Source organism: Rhodococcus sp. BE178 (genome assembly GCF_050433545.1).
Taxonomy (GTDB): Bacteria; Actinomycetota; Actinomycetes; order Mycobacteriales; family Mycobacteriaceae; genus Prescottella.
Genome location: NZ_JBNPXA010000001.1, coordinates 474,400 through 489,264, shown reverse-complemented (window position 1 = coordinate 489,264; position 14,865 = coordinate 474,400). Strand labels below are relative to the sequence as shown.

Here is a 14,865-nt window from a genome sequence, read left to right as displayed (position 1 = left end):
GAGCGGAGGGGTGAACCTGGCCGAACGGTCAGGTCGGTCAGGGGATCGGCCGAATACCGGCCTCGCCACCGAGGGCGGCGGCCTCGGCCCTGGTTGCGACGTCGAGCTTGCGCAGAACGCCCGCGACGTGGAACTTCACCGTGCTCTCGCTGACGCCGAGCCGATCGGCGATGACCCGGTTGCGACGTCCCGCCACCAGGTGCCCCAGTACCTCGAGTTCGCGGGGGCCGAGGTCGGTGAGCGCATGGTGCGCGGTGGGTGCCGTCGGCGCGTGCAGCGGCAGTGCCGCGACCACCCGCGAACCCCAGCCGGGCGTCGACTCGATCTCCACGGTCCCGCCCAGGGTTTCGACGCGGGGACGCAGTTGCCTGTCCAGGTCTGCGATGTCGGCCAGGCCGTGGCCGTCGTCGCGGATGTCCACCACCAGTTCGGTCTCCGGGCAGGTCCAGGCGACCCGGATCCGGCCGACGTCTCCCTGCGCGGACAACGCGAGTACCGCGCCGCGGACGACGGCGCGGGCCGCGTGGGCCACCTCGCCGGGGACGGCGCATCCGGCCACCGGCGGCTCCACCAGGTCCAGGTCGAGGTTCCGGTGGCGCAGTAGTCCGCGCAGTTCACCGCGGAGGCGGGCGAACGCGGTGACGACGGATTCCTCGGCGAACTCCCGGTGCGTGTCCACCGAGGTCCGCAGACCGATCAGGGCCGCCGACGCCGTTTCGCGCGCCGCCGCGCGGGCGCGGGTGTCGTCGAGGTCGTTGGACCGCAGCGTCGAGAGCAGCGTCTCGAGCGTGGTCGCGTGCACCTCGGTGAGTTCGGCGATGGTGCGGGCCCGCTCGGCGGAGGCCGCCCGGGACTCGGCGAGGTAGGCGGGGCTGGCGCCCTGCACCTGCAACTGGATACCGGTCGCGACCAGCCCGAACATGGCTCGGACGGACTCGAGTGGCACCGTCCGGGACAGGGGGCCGCGCGGAACCACGACCAGCAGGGTGTCGGTGTGGTCGAGGATCGCGTACACGTCGCGGGAGCTCCCCGCGATGGTTGCGCGGCCGCGGTGGATCTGACCGTGTTCGAGATCGGCTCGCAGGGAATCCAATTCGGCGATCGTCACCCGATCGACGATGTTCGGGTCGCCGGCAATCTTGCGGGGACGGCCCGTGCACTCGCGCGTGAAGATCACCAGGGCCGTGTGGGGAACCGTCTCGGTGAGCAGCGTCGAGAACCGGCGTCCGATGTCGGAGAGCCGCCCCACCAGAACATCGCGCAGGCCGTCCAGCAGGGTTTCGGTTCCGGTCTCGCTCACCTGGCCACGATATCGGGACGGCGGGTGGGCCGAACCGACCCACCCGCCGCTGTCCCCACCAGGGTGGGTCAGGAACCGAAGGGCCATTGCAGCGAGCCGAACGACGGCAGCTCGAGCGATCCGAGGACGGTGCCGACCGTGACCGGAAGAATCCCGCCCGCGGCCAAGGACACGGCGGCGCTGAGCGATGCCTTCACTCCCGTCTCGGTGAGCGTGCTGGGCACGGTGACCGCCACTGTGGTCGCCACGTCCGGCGTCGTGGCGGTGATGGTGCCGGAGTGCCGTTGATCGAGAACCGAACGGTGCCACCGGAAACGTGGTTTCAGGGAATCGGGTTGAGTGGCCTGATTGATCGGTACTGGTGTGGCTACCGACGTGTCGAGTCGGTCGGGCCTCGGCCCGATCAGTCCAGTCTCGAAATACTGGACTGATCGATGCTGGAGGAGGGCTCGGGGCGCGGTTCGTCGGGTCGCCGAGCTTCGGCGGTGTCGAGGATGCCTGCCAAAGGTGCTGCGGGGCGGAACTGTTCGGGCCGAAACGGGCCCCTCTCGTGCTCCCCGGGTGCGTACCGGTAGACGAACGCGGCCAGGGCAGCGATGCAGAGGAAGGTGATCAGAGTGCTCATGAGCACGATTCTGGGAAGAAGTGGCGTTGAAATGAACGGCCAGTATGCGAATACTGGACCGCATGATGATGCATGCACTCGGTGCCCGGGCGGTGGCGCGCGACCTCGGCGCCTGGCAGGACGAGTCCGGACGGCGCACGTCGCGCCCCGCGTACCGGGCCCTGGCCGACGGCATCCGACTGCTCGTGCACGACGGTCGCGTTCCGTTGGGGACGGCGCTGCCGAGCGAACGTGAATTCGCGTCGGAGTTGAACGTGAGTCGCACGACGATCACCACGGCGTACGCGGTGCTGCGCGACGAGGGCTATCTGGTGAGCCGGCAGGGATCGCGCAGCACCGTGACCCTGCCGGCCGCCGTCGACTCGGACCGGAGGAGGGTCCACGCCCATCTGCCGGTGCCCGAGGGTGTCGGGGTGGACCTCAGCTACGCCGCCATGGTGGCTCCGGCGGAGGAGATCAGTGAGGCTTACAGCGCTGCGCTGCAGTCTCTTCCGCCGTTCCTCGAGACTCACGGCATGGAGCCGGTGGGGATAACGGTGCTGCGGGAGGCGGTCGCGGCACGCTACCGCGCCCGGGGCCTCGACACCGACGTCTCACAGATCATGATCACCTCGGGTGCCCAGCACGCCCTGCGGCTCCTGCTGGGCGTCCTCACCGCTCCGGGGGAGCGGGTGCTGGTCGACCATCCGACGTACCCCAATGCGCTCGAGGCGATCCGGCGGGTGGGTGCACGCCCGGTTCCGGTGCCGGTGCGACCGGAGGGAGGTGCGGCCCGCGCCTGGGATCTGGGCGGGATCCGAAGCGCCGCACGGCAGACCGCCGCCCGGATGGCGTACCTGCTGCCGGACTTCCACAATCCGACAGGCCTGTGTCTGGACGCGCCGGGCCGGGCCGAACTGGCCCGGATCGCCCACGAGACCCGGATGACCCTCGTCGTCGACGAGACGATGGTCGACGTCTGGCTGGATGCGCCACCGCCACCCCCGGTCGCGTCGTTCGCGCGCGGCGCCGGGGACTCCGACGTCGTGACGGTCGGCTCCGTCTCCAAATCGCACTGGGGCGGATTGCGGGTCGGCTGGATCCGGGCCAATCCGGAACTCATCACGCGCCTGGTGGGTTCGCGGTCTGCGCTGGATCTGGGAACCCCGGTCATGGACCAGTTGGCCGCCGTGCGCCTGCTCCAACGGGGCGACGCCCCGATCGAGGTCCGCCGGGAACAGTTGCGCACACAGCGCGCCGCACTGCTCGACGAGCTGTCGGCCCGCCTACCGGACTGGGTTCCCACGGTCGGCACCGGGGGGATGTCGCTGTGGCTGCGGATGCCCGAACCGGTATCGACGGCGCTGGCCGCGACCGCGCCGAGCCATGGTGTGATCCTGGCGGCCGGAACGCGTTTCGGTGTAGAGGGCGCGTTCGAACGGTTCGTCCGGCTGCCCTACGCGCGACCGGTCGACGAACTCCGGCGCGCGGTGGCCGGCGTCGCGGCGGCCTACGACGCGCTCGGCGTGGCGCGCGAGCCCGCCGAGCCCGCGCTGGTGGTGTGAACGAGTCGCCGCACCCGTAACGGCGGATCACCCGCTCGGCGCGTCCTCCTTCCGCCAGGATGATCCGCATGCGTGAGATCACCCTCGACCTCGATGCGGTACGCCTTCAAGCCCTGACCTGGGGACCGGAGACCGGGCGGCTGGCAGTGCTGCTGCACGGCTTCCCGGACACCGCGCACACCTGGCGGCACCTGGGGCCCGCGCTGGCGGACGAGGGCTGGCGAGTGGTCGCGCCGTTCACCCGCGGGTACGCACCGTCGGCGGTGCCGGAGGACCACAGCGGTCATGTCGCCGCACTGATGGACGACGCCGTCGCGATCCACGCACGACTGGGCGGCGGGTCCGACGCCGTGCTGGTGGGACACGACTGGGGCGCCACCACTGCGAACGCTCTGGCCGCCCACGCCGAGAACCCGTTCGTCGCGGTGGCGTCGCTCTCGGTCCCGCCGTTCGCGGCCCTGCGGACGCCGGCGGCGGTCCGCGTGCTGCCCCGCCAACTGTGCAACAGTTGGTACGTCCTGTTCAACCAGCTCCCGCTGCTGCCCGAACGCCACGCGGAACGGCTGGTTCGCCGGCTGTGGGCCGACTGGTCACCCGGGTACGACGCCGGTGAGGACCTGCCGGCCGTGCTGGAGGCGATCGCCGATTCGGCGCACCGCCGTGCTGTATTCGGCTACTACCGGAACATGCTCCGGCCGTTCCCGCGTCCGCCCGCGCGTTACCGGCGCTGGGCCGGAGCCGAGATGCGGCTGCCGGCGGTCCCGACGCTCTATCTCCACGGCGGCGGCGACGGCTGCCTCGATCCGCGGCTCGCCGTCCTGGTGGGGCCCGGACTCCCGCCGGGCAGCGAGACCCACGTGATCGAAGGGGCGGGCCACTTCCTCCAACTCGAGCAGCCGGCGGCGGTCAACGCCCGGATCGTGGAGTTCCTCGCCGGGCACTGACGGCGACGCTCGGCTGGGGCCTCCCCGCCGAGCGTCGCGTGCAGACTGCCGTGGAGCGGCTCAGCGCCAGAGCGTGTCGACGTCGGTCGCGCTGTGGGCGGGCGGCTCGGGCGTGCGGTTGGGCGTGCGCGAGAAGCGCGGCGCCGGGGCGTGCTGCGGCACGCCCTCGATCTCGATGATCCCGCCGCGCGCCGCGACGTGCGGATCCTGCGGGGCCTCGGCGAACGTGAGCACCGGGGTGGTGCAGGCGTCGGTGCCGTCGAAGATCTTGGTCCATTCGTCGCGGGACTTCGACAGGAACCGGTCGGTGAGGATCTGGCGCAGTTCGGGCCAGCGGGCGGCGTCGTTCTGGCCCGGCAGCTCCGCGGGATCCAGTTCGAGGCCCTTCAACAGCACGGCATAGAACTGCGGCTCGATCGCGCCGACGGCCATGTACTTGCCGTCGGAGGTCTCGTAGGTGTCGTAGTACGGGGCGCCACCGTCGAGCATGTTCACCCCACGCTCGTCCGACCACATGCCGATGCGGCGGAAGTTCCAGATGATGTGCGACAGCGCGAGCGTGCCGTCGACCATCGCGGCATCGACGACCTGGCCCTTGCCCGAGGTCTGCCGCTCGATGATCGCCGCGAGGATGCCGAACAGCAGGAACATCGAGCCACCGCCGAAGTCGCCCACCATGTTCAGCGGCGGCACCGGACGCTCGCCCTTGCGGCCGATCGCATGCAGGACGCCGGTCAGCGAGATGTAGTTGATGTCGTGACCCGCGGAGTGGGCGAGCGGTCCGTCCTGCCCCCAGCCGGTCATGCGGCCGTAGACGACGCGGGGGCAGCGCGCGAGCACCACGTCGGGACCGAGACCCATGCGTTCCATCACGCCGGGGCGGAAGCCCTCGATCAGGATGTCGGCGCGACCGAGCAAGTCGAGGACCTTCTCGACGTCGGTGGGGTTCTTCAGGTCGGCCTCGACGACCCGGCGGTTGCGCGCGGTCTGATCCCCGACCGTGCCCTCGGGCGGGATCTGCCCGGCACGCTGCACGCGCACCACGTCCGCACCCAGATCGGCCAACAGTGTCGCGGCGTGCGGACCCGGTCCGATTCCGGCGAACTCGACGACGCGGATCCCGGTCAGCGGGCCCTTACGCTCGGTCCCTGCAGCAGTCACGGCATACCTCTTTCTGGATGGTCGACCTCATTTCCTGTGACGGTAACCCCTGCGGATGCGACTTTGTGTCGCGGGTCACGGGAAACCGGCCACTTGTCTCCGGCACTGATCGGGGCGCACAGTGGATGGCATGGCCTTCCCCGGAGAACTCGTCGCGTTCCTGGCCAGCACCGACCTGGACGTCTCGTCGATGTTCTACGTCGACACGCTGGGCCTGGCCGTCACCGAGCGCACGCCGTTCGCGCTCGTCGTCGACGGCGGTGGCGGCACCGAACTGCGCATCACCCTCGTCCAGTCGAAGGCCGACACCGGGTACACGGTGTTGGGGTGGCGCACGAAGGATCTGTCGGCGACGGTCGACGACCTGCGGGCCAGAGGCGTCGACTTCCTGCGCTACCAGGGGATGGACCAGGACGAGCACGACGCGTGGACGGCGCCCGACGGCACCCGGGTCGCGTGGTTCCACGATCCGCACGCCAACGTGCTCTCGATCCACCAGCCGCCGGCCTGATCCGGTGGGATTCGCCCTGGCCGCGGGTGCGCGGCTGCACTACGAGGTGCACGGAGACGGCGAGCCGCTGGTGCTGTTGCACGGCAACAGCGAGAACCTCGGCTATTTCGCCGGGCAGGTTCCCGCGTTCGCCGCGACCTACCGTGTGCTCGCGCTCGACACCCGCGCGCACGGTGAATCGACCCGGGGCGACGGCCCACTGGACTTCGAGCGCTTCGCCGACGACGTGTGCGCGGTCCTCGACGCGACCGGTGTCGAGAGTGCGCACGTCCTGGGCTACAGCGACGGCGGCAACACCGCCCTCACGCTCGCGCTGCGGCACCCGGCGCGGGTGCGATCGCTGATCGTCAACGCCGCCAACCTCGATCCGGCCGGACTGGGGCCGATGTTCCGGATTCCCGCGACGGCGGCCTGGATGCTCGGCGGTCTGGTGGCGCCGCTGTCGCGAGGCCTCGCGCGGAGACGCGAAATGCTGGGCCTGATGGTGCGGCATCCCCACATCGCGCCGGCCGCGCTCGCCGCGATCGACGTTCCGACGCTGGTGATCGTGGGGGAGCGCGACGTGATCCCCCGGCGCCACACCGACCTGATCACGCGCTCGATCCCGGGTGCCGAACTGGTGGTCCTCCCCGGCGCGGGCCACGCGTCCGCCGAGGAGCGACCCGATCTGTTCAACGCCGCGGTGCTGGACTTCCTGGCCCGCGTGGAGGCGCGCGGCTAGAGGATCTGCGCCGAGACGAACCCGGCGAGCAGCACCGCGAACGCGCCGATCTCGCCGACGACCAGTGCGATCATCGCCACACGCAGTGCCGCGTCGGGGCGCTCGAACTGGTTGGTGGTGTCGCGGCGGGCGCCGTGCACGATGTAGCTGCCGATGGCCGCGACGAAGAAGAACACCAGGATCCCCGCGCACGTCGCATTCGCCGCCGTCGGCCAGCCGCTGAGCTCGACGAACGCCGAAACGAGAAGCGTCGCAAACGAGTACAGGAGCGCCGAGCGGTGCGCGATGTCGACGTACGGGTGCGCGAGATGATTCGGCGACGTATGCATCTGGTGGTACTTCCACACTCCGAGGAGCAGGGCCAGCAGGAAGATGAGCCCCGCCGCGAGCAGTGTCAGGCGGGTGTCGAGGCCGAGTTCCATCGCGACAGTATGACCTGCGGCAACCGCATATAGTCCGACGCATGCGCCCCGACACTTCCGCTGACATTCCCACCCGGATCGGTACCCCGCTGAGCCCGAGCGCCACCCGCGTGATGCTGCTGGGCTCCGGCGAACTCGGCAAGGAGGTGATCATCGCCCTGCAGCGCCTGGGCGTCGAGGTGATCGCCGTCGATCGCTACGCCGACGCCCCCGGTCACCAGGTGGCGCACCGCGCGCACACCGTCGACATGGGCGACCGCGAACAACTGCTGCGCGTCATCGAGGACGAGCGCCCGCACTTCGTGGTGCCCGAGATCGAGGCCATCGCCACCGAGGCCCTCGCCGAGGTGGAGGAGCGCGGACTGGCCGTCGTCATCCCCACCGCGCGGGCGACGCAGCTGACGATGAACCGGGAAGGCATCCGCCGTCTCGCCGCCGAGGAGCTGGGCCTGCCGACGTCGCCGTACGCGTTCGCCGATTCGCTGGACGAGGTGCGTGCCGCCGCCGAGCAGATCGGGTTCCCTTGCGTCATCAAGCCGGTGATGTCGTCGTCCGGCAAGGGGCAGTCCGTCGCGCGCAGTGCGGACGATCTCGAAAGCTCTTGGGAATACGCGCTTTCCGGCGGACGGGTCAACAAGGGGCGGGTGATCGTCGAGGGCTTCGTCGACTTCGACTACGAGATCACCCAGCTCACCGTCCGCGCCGTGGACGGCACGCACTTCTGCGAGCCGATCGGCCACCTGCAGGACGCCGGCGACTACATCGAGTCGTGGCAGCCGCAGGCGATGACCCCAGCCGCGCTCGCCGCTGCACGTGACGTCGCGGAGAAGGTGACCACCGCGCTGGGCGGACGTGGCATCTTCGGCGTCGAACTGTTCGTCAAGGGCGACGCCGTCTACTTCTCCGAGGTGAGCCCCCGCCCGCACGACACCGGACTGGTGACGCTGCGCTCGCAGCGGTTCTCGGAGTTCGAGTTGCACGCCCGCGCGATCCTCGGCCTGCCCGTCGACACGACGTTGGCTGCCCCCGGCGCGTCCGCGGTGATCTACGGCGGCGTCGAGTCGGTCGGTGTCGCGTTCGAAGGCGTCGCCGACGCCCTGGCGGTGCCGGAGACCGATCTGCGCCTGTTCGGCAAGCCCGAGGCGTTCGCGCGTCGTCGCATGGGCGTCGCGGTGTCCACCGGGCCGGATGTCGAGACGGCCCGCGAACGGGCCCGCGAGGCGGCGTCCCGGGTGCGCGTCGTCGTGCCGGAGTGACGTGAGCGCCGGGGTCGAGGTTCTGCTCGGCCTGGTGATGCTCGTCGGGTTGGTCGGCGTCGTGGTGCCGATCCTGCCCGGCACGCTGCTGATCGCCGGTGCGCTGCTGGTGTGGGCGATCGTCGACGCCAGCGCTGCCGGGTGGGGCGTCTTCGTGGCCGGGGCCGCGCTGATGGTGGGCGCGGGGATCATCAAGTACACGTGGCCCGGACGCCGGATGCGCGACGCCGGCGTCCCCAACCGCTCGGTGATGTTCGGCGGGTTGGTCGGGATCGTCGGCTTCTTCGTGGTGCCGGTGGTGGGACTGCTGCTCGGGTTCCTGCTCGGCACGTACGCGGCCGAGGCGGCCCGGCACCGCACGCACCGCGACGCGTGGGCCTCGACCGTGCACGCCACCAAGGCCGTCGGACTGTCGATCCTGGTCGAACTGTTCGGCGCGCTCCTCGCGGTAGGCCTGTGGCTGGGCGCGGTGCTGTTCGTCTGACCGCCCGGTCGGGCCAGTCACAAGTCGAGTTCGCGGGCGAGCAACGCGGCCTGGACCCGCGACGCCAATCCGAGCTTGCAGAGTACCCGCGACACGTGCGTCTTGATCGTGGGAGCTCCCACCCCCAGTTCCCGGGATAACCCGGCGTTGGACAGGCCCTGCCCCAGCAGTCGCAGCACCTCGAGCTCCCGGTCGGTCAGGTCGGCGAGTGCCGTCGGTGGGGTGCGGCGTGCGGGGACTCGAACGAACTGGTCGATCAACGCGGACGCAGCACGCGGAGCCAGCACGGACTCTCCGGCCGCGACCGTGCGCACCGCAGCGGTCAGTTCATCCGCAGTCGCGGTTTTCACGAGGAACCCCGACGCGCCGGCGCGCAGCGCCCCGAACACGTACTCGTCGAGGTCGAACGTGGTGAGTACGACCACCCGACTGTCGGTGGTGTCGGTAATCGCACGCGTGGCCGTGATGCCGTCCGTGCCGGGCATCCGCACGTCCATCAGGACGACGTCCGGGCGATGGGTGCGGGCGAGGGTCACCGCCGATGTACCCGAATCCGCCTCGGCCACCACGTCGATGTCCGGTTGGCCATCGAGGATCATCGCGAGTCCCGCGCGGATGGCCGCGTGATCGTCTGCCAGCACCACGCGGATCGGCAGTCCATCGCGCTCGTTCATTCGGACGCTCCTCGTGACTCGAGCGGCAGCACCGAATCGACGATCCAGCCGTCCTGTGTCGCGCCGGCGTGGAGTCGGCCACCCAGCAACTGGGCGCGTTCTGTCATGTTGCGCAGTCCCTGTCCTCCGGACGCAGCGGAGGGCTCGTCGCCCGGGCCGCGTGGTATCGGGTTGTGCACGCGCAGCCGAACGGCATCGGCATCCTGCTGGATCGTGATCGAGATCTTCTGACGGGGAGCATGTTTGACCGCATTGGTGATCGATTCTTGCGCTATTCGGTACGTGGCGTGGTCCACGACGCTGGTCAACGTATCGGGATTCGTCGCGACGCTGGCTTCCACGGCGCTTCCGGCCGCGCGCGCACCGACGATCAGCATGTCGAGGTCGCTCAGGCGTAGCGGGGCGCCAGGATCATCCGGATCGCTCTCGGCGCGGAGTAGATCGATCATCGAGCGCATCTCGTCAAGCGCGGCGACGCTCCCCGCCCGGATGGCGGTCAGGACGTTGTCGAGAGTTGGATCGGTCCCGGTCGTCCCTCGAGACAGCGCGGCCGCCGATTGAATCGCGATCGCCGACAGGTGACTCGCGATCACGTCGTGCAGATCCCGAGCCATGCGATTCCGTTCGTGGGCGACCGCGGCCGCCCGGTCCGCCTCCGCGAGGGCCCGCATCGACTCTGCCCGTGCCCGTTCGGCGGCCGCGACCTCCTGGTGACGACGGATCGCGAGCGCCCACCACACGGGGGTCGTGAAGAACAGTGCGAGGACGATCCCCGCCGCCGCGGCCGCACGGCCGTCCTGCCATCCGACGTAGGCGGCAGCAGTGAGGACGACGACCGCCGCCCCGGTGGAGTAGCAGACCGCCCGGCTGACGCGGGGCCGCCCGTACAACACCGCGGCGTAGACGAGATCGGAGAGAACCAGCCACACGGGGACGGTGGGTCCGAGTGCGAGGTCGATGGCGGTCAGGACCGCCCCCACGGTCAGGGCGGCGGCCGGGTACGTGCTGCGGAAGGTGTCCGCAGCGGCGATCGCGACGAGCAGCGCGACCCGAACACCGGCGGGGGTGCTGCTCGGCCCGGTGCCGAGTTGAAATGCGCCGACGGCATACAGGACCAACCCGATGACGAGCATCCCGCCCGCGATCAGGATGTCATCACGGCGGCGTGACCGGGCGGTGTTCACGTGCCGGCGCATCCGCAGGCCGCCCCGCGACGGTTGCAACGGATACGCCATCACTCCATCACAGCACAGTGGACAGCCGGACCTGTCATACCAAGTGATGACGTCGCAGCCGCCCGGCGGCCGATGTGTCACTCCGCAGGGGGCCAGCAGTATTCGTGGCATGCGGTTACGACTTGCGGCAATGTTTGGAGTGTTCCTGATCGTCGCCGGGGCGGCGTTGTGGTTGTTCGCACGCGACGCGGAGTTCTTCTGGTTCCGGGGCGGACCGCTCGGCGTAGCACTCGTGGCGGTCGGGGTGATCGACGTCGTCAGCGCGCGTAGGACCGACACCAGTGGCCGTTGACGTGAACGTGGTGCTGCTGGCGTCGCTGGCAGGCCTTGCGCTCGTGGACAGTACGAGCATCGGAACGCTGGTACTGCCGGTGTGGATGCTGCTCGCGCCCGGGCGCCCACCCGTCGGTCGCATCGTCCGCTACCTGATCGTCATCGCCGTGTTCTACCTCGTCATCGGCGCGGCCCTCCTTACCGCGGGGCGGATGGGCCTCGACGTCGGAGGCCGGATGTTGGATTCGCCTGTGGCAAAGGCGGTCCAGTTGGCCGTCGGCGCGGCATTGTTCGTGCTGAGCTTCCGCTTCGACTCGAAGAAGCGCCGCGAACGTGGCGAGTCGAGTCGGGTCATCCGCTGGCGCGATCGGGCCCTCTCGGCGGGCGGGTCGGGTGGTGTCACCACACTGGCCCTCTCGGCGGGAACGCTGGAGCTGGTCACGATGATCCCCTACCTCGCGGCCATCGCGCTGATCGTCTCCGTGGGAGCGCCCGCTGCTCTGTCGATCCCCCTGCTGGCCGCCTACTGTCTGGTGATGATCGTCCCGGCCGTGACCCTGCTGGGGCTGCGGATATTGGTCGGGCAGCGCGCCGACGGCGTCCTGCACCGGATCGACGACTTCTTCACTCGCAACGCGGACAGCGCCGTGGGTTGGGCGTTGGGAATCGCGGGCTTTCTGCTCGCGATGGACGCCGCGAGCGCCCTGTTCGCGCTATGAGTCGTCGTCGCGCCCAGGATCGGTCATTGCCGAGAAGGTCCGCCCGGGCAGCGGTACCACTCTCGCGCGTTGCCGCCGAGGACGGCCTCGAGGTCGTCCCCGACGGCGTCGGCGATGACGTCGACGTCGGCGGCCTCGAACGCGCGGCGGGCACGGGTGCCGGGCAGGTCGGTGCCGAACATGAGGGCCTTCGGGTTGACGGCGTGGATCTGCCGGATGACGCTGCCGACGTCGTCGATCGAGGTCCGCCCGAAGCCGGTGGCCTTCACCTTGGCGCCCCGGTCGACGAGGTTGAGCAGGTACCGCAGCCCGCGCGTCGACATGCCCAGGTGGTCGATGCTGACTGCGGGCAGCTTCGCGAACACCGGTTCGAGCGACAGCAGCAGCGTCGCGTCCACGTAGAACTCGGCGTGCCAGCCCACCAGTTCGTACGCCCGCAGGGCCTGCGTCGTGAGGACCTGGACGTCGGTGGCGCTGCGCCGCAGATTGAAGCGCACCCCGCGGACCCCGGCGCGGTCGAGCGCGAGGATGTCGTCGTCGGTGGCGTCGGGGTCGAGGTGCGTGACCCCCACCCAGCCCTCGCCGAGTTCCTCGAGCGCGGCCAGCAGGCCAGGCCCACCGAGCGTGCCCTGGTACGACGCGGTCACCACCGCACCACCGTCGACGCCGAAGCCCGCCATGCGGCGGCGGTAGTCGTCGATCGTGAACGGATCGGGCAGATACCCGTTGTTCTCCACCAGCGGGAACCGCGGATCGATGATGTGCACGTGCGCGTCAAACACGTGTTCATCATGCCTCCCGAAACAGCTGAAGGGGCCCTTCACGCGCTGACGGCGCGTGAAGGGCCCCTTCAGCCGGGTGACGGAGTGCGTCAGGCCTTGTGCGGCTCGCTGGCGCGCAGCATGTCCTCGCGCTCGACGACCTTGACGCGTTCGCGGCCCTCGGGCTCACCGAGGGAACGCTCGTGGGCGTCGAGGCGGTACCAGCCCTGCCACGTGGTGTACGGAACACCCTTGCCCTCGAGGAACTCGATGATCGCGTCCTCGCCCGGCTCGGCGGCACCCGCGAAGTTCGGGGAGTCCTCGAGCAGGCATGCGATGGTCTCGTTCGCGTCGCCCTTGGTGTGGCCGATCAGGCCGACCGGGCCACGCTTGATCCAGCCGGTGACGTAGGTGGCGTCCATGAAGCGTGACGCGCCGTCCGCAGTGTCGTCCGCGAGGACACGCCCAGCCTCGTTGGGGACGGTGCCGGCCTGCTCGTCGAACGGCAGCTTGGCGATGTTCTGCGACAGGTAGCCGACGGCGCGGTACACGGCCTGGACGTCCCAGTCGTTGAACTTGCCGGTACCGCGGACGTTTCCGGTGCCGTCCAGTTCGGTGCGCTCGGTGCGCAGGCCGACGACCTTGCCGTCCTCGCCGAGAACCTCGTGCGGCGACTCGAAGAAGTGCAGGAACAGCTTGTGCGGGCGATCGCCCTGGTCACGGATGGCCCAGTCCTGCAGCGTGTTCGCGACCATGTCGACCTGCTTGGAGCCGCGACGCGCAGCCTCGGAGCCCTCGTCGTAGTCGATGTCCTCGGGGTCGACGATGACCTCGATGGTGGGGGAGTGGTCCAGCTCGCGCAGCTCGAGCGGCGTGAACTTGGCCTGCGCCGGGCCGCGACGGCCGAACACGTGGACCTCGACGGCCTTGTTGTTCTTGAGGCCCTCGTACACGTTCGCGGGGATCTCGGTGGGCAGCAGTTCATCGCCGGTCTTCGCCAGGACGCGGGCGATGTCGAGCGCGACGTTGCCGACGCCCAGCACGGCAACCTTCTCGGCCTCGAGCGGCCACGTGCGCGGGACGTCCGGGTGGCCGTCGTACCAGGAGACGAAGTCGGCGGCGCCGTAGCTGCCCTCCAGGTCGATGCCCGGGATGTTCAGGGCGCGGTCGGCGTTGGCGCCGGTCGAGAAGATCACGGCGTCGTAGTAGCGGCGCAGATCGTCGAGGGTGATGTCGTTGCCGTAGTCGATGTTGCCCAGCAGACGCACAGCGTCCTTGTCCAGCACCTTGTGCAGGGCGGTGATGATGCCCTTGATGCGCGGGTGGTCCGGCGCGACGCCGTATCGGATGAGGCCGAAGGGCGCCGGCATCCGCTCGAACAGGTCGATGCTCACCTCGGTGTCGGACTTCATGAGCGCATCGGCGGCATAGATTCCGGCCGGGCCGGCACCGACGATGGCCACGCGCAGTGGACGAGTCTGGTCAGTCATCTGAGGCGAACTACCTTTTCGATTGGACGGACGTGCTGGTGGTTGTGCGACAGCCGTGTGTGAAGCTCCAGCTTAAACTAAGCCCTACCTAACACGCGGTGCTGTCGGACTGTCGCGGGCGGTGGATTCCCCCGAACCCACCGTCCCCCGCCTTCATGCTAGAACTCGCACGGCGACCGCACCCGATACTCCCGGTGTGTTCTACCCCCGGGTAGTACGCCGTTGTTTGGGAGGTCACAAACAGCGATTGTGCCTTGGACTGTTCGCGACCCGGTTGGAGAGGACCCGGGCAGTCAGGGGAAAATCGCAGGTATGACCGATCAGCAGGAGCCCCTCGACGACCCCTCGCGCACGACGGCGAAGCCCTTCATTCTCGCCGTGTCAATAGTGGCGATCTTGATGATCGGAATTATCGTCTCCGCGCTGCTGCGACCGGCCGAGGAGAGTCGATCCGATGCCGATCGGATCAACGCGTCCGTCAGTGATTTCGTCCGCGCGAGCAACAACGACGATGCGGACGCGATCGACCACATGGTGTGCCAGGGATTTGCCGAGGAACGCTCCCCGATCGCCGGCCGTGAGGGCGAGATCAAGATCGAAGAAGTCACCAATGCGGCCGTGAACGGCACCGCCGCCACCGCGGACGTTCGGATCGACGCGGGCGACGGCAAGGGCGCCGCCACCTCGACGTGGCAGTTCGTCCACGGCGACGGCATCTGGCTCGTCTGTAACTGACCCGCCGCAC

18 protein-coding genes are annotated in these 14,865 nt (G+C 69.6%); 9 read left to right on the top strand and 9 right to left on the bottom strand.

The annotated features are described in order from the left end of the window. Window positions 1-37: 37 nt before the first annotated feature. From J2X34_RS02340 to J2X34_RS02330, 3 genes are all read right to left on the bottom strand, one after another. Window positions 38-1,300 carry a helix-turn-helix transcriptional regulator gene (locus J2X34_RS02340; RefSeq protein WP_114721668.1) on the bottom strand — a complete coding sequence of 421 codons (1,263 nt, stop codon included), beginning with the start codon at window positions 1,298-1,300 and terminating at the stop codon, window positions 38-40. Between the two features lie 68 nt (window positions 1,301-1,368). After that, window positions 1,369-1,548 carry a hypothetical protein gene (locus J2X34_RS02335; protein ID WP_429516026.1) on the bottom strand — a complete coding sequence of 60 codons (180 nt, stop codon included), beginning with the start codon at window positions 1,546-1,548 and terminating at the stop codon, window positions 1,369-1,371. A gap of 155 nt (window positions 1,549-1,703) precedes the next feature. Continuing rightward, window positions 1,704-1,925 (bottom strand): hypothetical protein, encoded by a 222-nt coding sequence (locus J2X34_RS02330; RefSeq protein WP_258557853.1) that lies wholly within the window; start codon window positions 1,923-1,925, stop codon window positions 1,704-1,706. A gap of 62 nt (window positions 1,926-1,987) precedes the next feature. On the opposite strand from J2X34_RS02330, the gene J2X34_RS02325 reads away from it, so the two are divergent. Together J2X34_RS02325 and J2X34_RS02320 are read left to right on the top strand one after the other, a co-directional pair. Next, window positions 1,988-3,469: a PLP-dependent aminotransferase family protein gene (locus J2X34_RS02325; protein WP_114721670.1), complete on the top strand. Its 1,482-nt coding sequence runs from the start codon at window positions 1,988-1,990 to the stop codon at window positions 3,467-3,469. A 68-nt stretch (window positions 3,470-3,537) separates the two neighbouring features. Beyond that, window positions 3,538-4,413, top strand: a complete 876-nt coding sequence (locus tag J2X34_RS02320) for an alpha/beta fold hydrolase (RefSeq protein WP_174912924.1) — start codon at window positions 3,538-3,540, stop codon at window positions 4,411-4,413. A gap of 60 nt (window positions 4,414-4,473) precedes the next feature. Here the strand turns inward: J2X34_RS02320 and J2X34_RS02315 are convergent, their stop codons facing one another. Further along, window positions 4,474-5,574, bottom strand: a complete 1,101-nt coding sequence (locus tag J2X34_RS02315; RefSeq protein ID WP_174912921.1) for a CaiB/BaiF CoA transferase family protein — start codon at window positions 5,572-5,574, stop codon at window positions 4,474-4,476. A 130-nt stretch (window positions 5,575-5,704) separates the two neighbouring features. Here J2X34_RS02315 and J2X34_RS02310 point away from each other — a divergent pair, with 130 nt between their 5' ends. Both J2X34_RS02310 and J2X34_RS02305 read left to right on the top strand, forming a co-directional pair. Further along, a complete protein-coding gene (locus J2X34_RS02310; RefSeq protein ID WP_114721674.1) occupies window positions 5,705-6,085 on the top strand; it encodes a VOC family protein in 381 nt (126 codons plus the stop codon). A 4-nt stretch (window positions 6,086-6,089) separates the two neighbouring features. Next, window positions 6,090-6,806, top strand: coding sequence for an alpha/beta fold hydrolase (locus J2X34_RS02305; RefSeq protein WP_114721676.1), 717 nt, complete (start codon window positions 6,090-6,092; stop codon window positions 6,804-6,806). On the opposite strand, the gene J2X34_RS02300 is transcribed toward J2X34_RS02305, so the two are convergent. Then, window positions 6,803-7,228 (bottom strand): hypothetical protein, encoded by a 426-nt coding sequence (locus tag J2X34_RS02300; protein ID WP_114721678.1) that lies wholly within the window; start codon window positions 7,226-7,228, stop codon window positions 6,803-6,805. The genes J2X34_RS02305 and J2X34_RS02300 overlap by 4 nt on opposite strands. 41 nt (window positions 7,229-7,269) lie before the next feature. Here J2X34_RS02300 and purT point away from each other — a divergent pair, with 41 nt between their 5' ends. Both purT and J2X34_RS02290 read left to right on the top strand, forming a co-directional pair. Then, complete coding sequence (purT, locus tag J2X34_RS02295; RefSeq protein ID WP_114721680.1) at window positions 7,270-8,484, top strand: formate-dependent phosphoribosylglycinamide formyltransferase; 1,215 nt, start codon at window positions 7,270-7,272, stop codon at window positions 8,482-8,484. Between the two features lies 1 nt (window position 8,485). Continuing rightward, window positions 8,486-8,968 carry a DUF456 domain-containing protein gene (locus tag J2X34_RS02290; protein WP_429516025.1) on the top strand — a complete coding sequence of 161 codons (483 nt, stop codon included), beginning with the start codon at window positions 8,486-8,488 and terminating at the stop codon, window positions 8,966-8,968. Between the two features lie 17 nt (window positions 8,969-8,985). Here the strand turns inward: J2X34_RS02290 and J2X34_RS02285 are convergent, their stop codons facing one another. Then, the gene (locus tag J2X34_RS02285) at window positions 8,986-9,642 is read right to left on the bottom strand and encodes a response regulator (protein ID WP_114721684.1); all 657 of its coding nucleotides are present in this window, start codon (window positions 9,640-9,642) and stop codon (window positions 8,986-8,988) included. Further along, a complete protein-coding gene (locus tag J2X34_RS02280) occupies window positions 9,639-10,877 on the bottom strand; it encodes a sensor histidine kinase (protein WP_429516024.1) in 1,239 nt (412 codons plus the stop codon). Before J2X34_RS02280 ends, J2X34_RS02285 begins: the two co-directional genes overlap by 4 nt. A gap of 130 nt (window positions 10,878-11,007) precedes the next feature. Here J2X34_RS02280 and J2X34_RS02275 point away from each other — a divergent pair, with 130 nt between their 5' ends. After that, window positions 11,008-11,169: a hypothetical protein gene (locus J2X34_RS02275; RefSeq protein ID WP_429516023.1), complete on the top strand. Its 162-nt coding sequence runs from the start codon at window positions 11,008-11,010 to the stop codon at window positions 11,167-11,169. Next, on the top strand, window positions 11,159-11,869 hold the full coding sequence (locus tag J2X34_RS02270) for a GAP family protein (RefSeq protein ID WP_429516022.1): 711 nt from the start codon (window positions 11,159-11,161) through the stop codon (window positions 11,867-11,869). Before J2X34_RS02275 ends, J2X34_RS02270 begins: the two co-directional genes overlap by 11 nt. Window positions 11,870-11,892: 23 nt before the next feature. On the opposite strand, the gene J2X34_RS02265 is transcribed toward J2X34_RS02270, so the two are convergent. Both J2X34_RS02265 and J2X34_RS02260 read right to left on the bottom strand, forming a co-directional pair. Beyond that, window positions 11,893-12,651 (bottom strand): amidohydrolase family protein, encoded by a 759-nt coding sequence (locus J2X34_RS02265; RefSeq protein WP_429516021.1) that lies wholly within the window; start codon window positions 12,649-12,651, stop codon window positions 11,893-11,895. Between the two features lie 89 nt (window positions 12,652-12,740). Continuing rightward, window positions 12,741-14,120: an FAD-dependent oxidoreductase gene (locus J2X34_RS02260; protein ID WP_114721692.1), complete on the bottom strand. Its 1,380-nt coding sequence runs from the start codon at window positions 14,118-14,120 to the stop codon at window positions 12,741-12,743. Between the two features lie 312 nt (window positions 14,121-14,432). Between J2X34_RS02260 and J2X34_RS02255 the strand changes: the two genes are divergently transcribed. Further along, on the top strand, window positions 14,433-14,855 hold the full coding sequence (locus J2X34_RS02255; protein ID WP_114721694.1) for a hypothetical protein: 423 nt from the start codon (window positions 14,433-14,435) through the stop codon (window positions 14,853-14,855). Window positions 14,856-14,865: the final 10 nt, after the last annotated feature.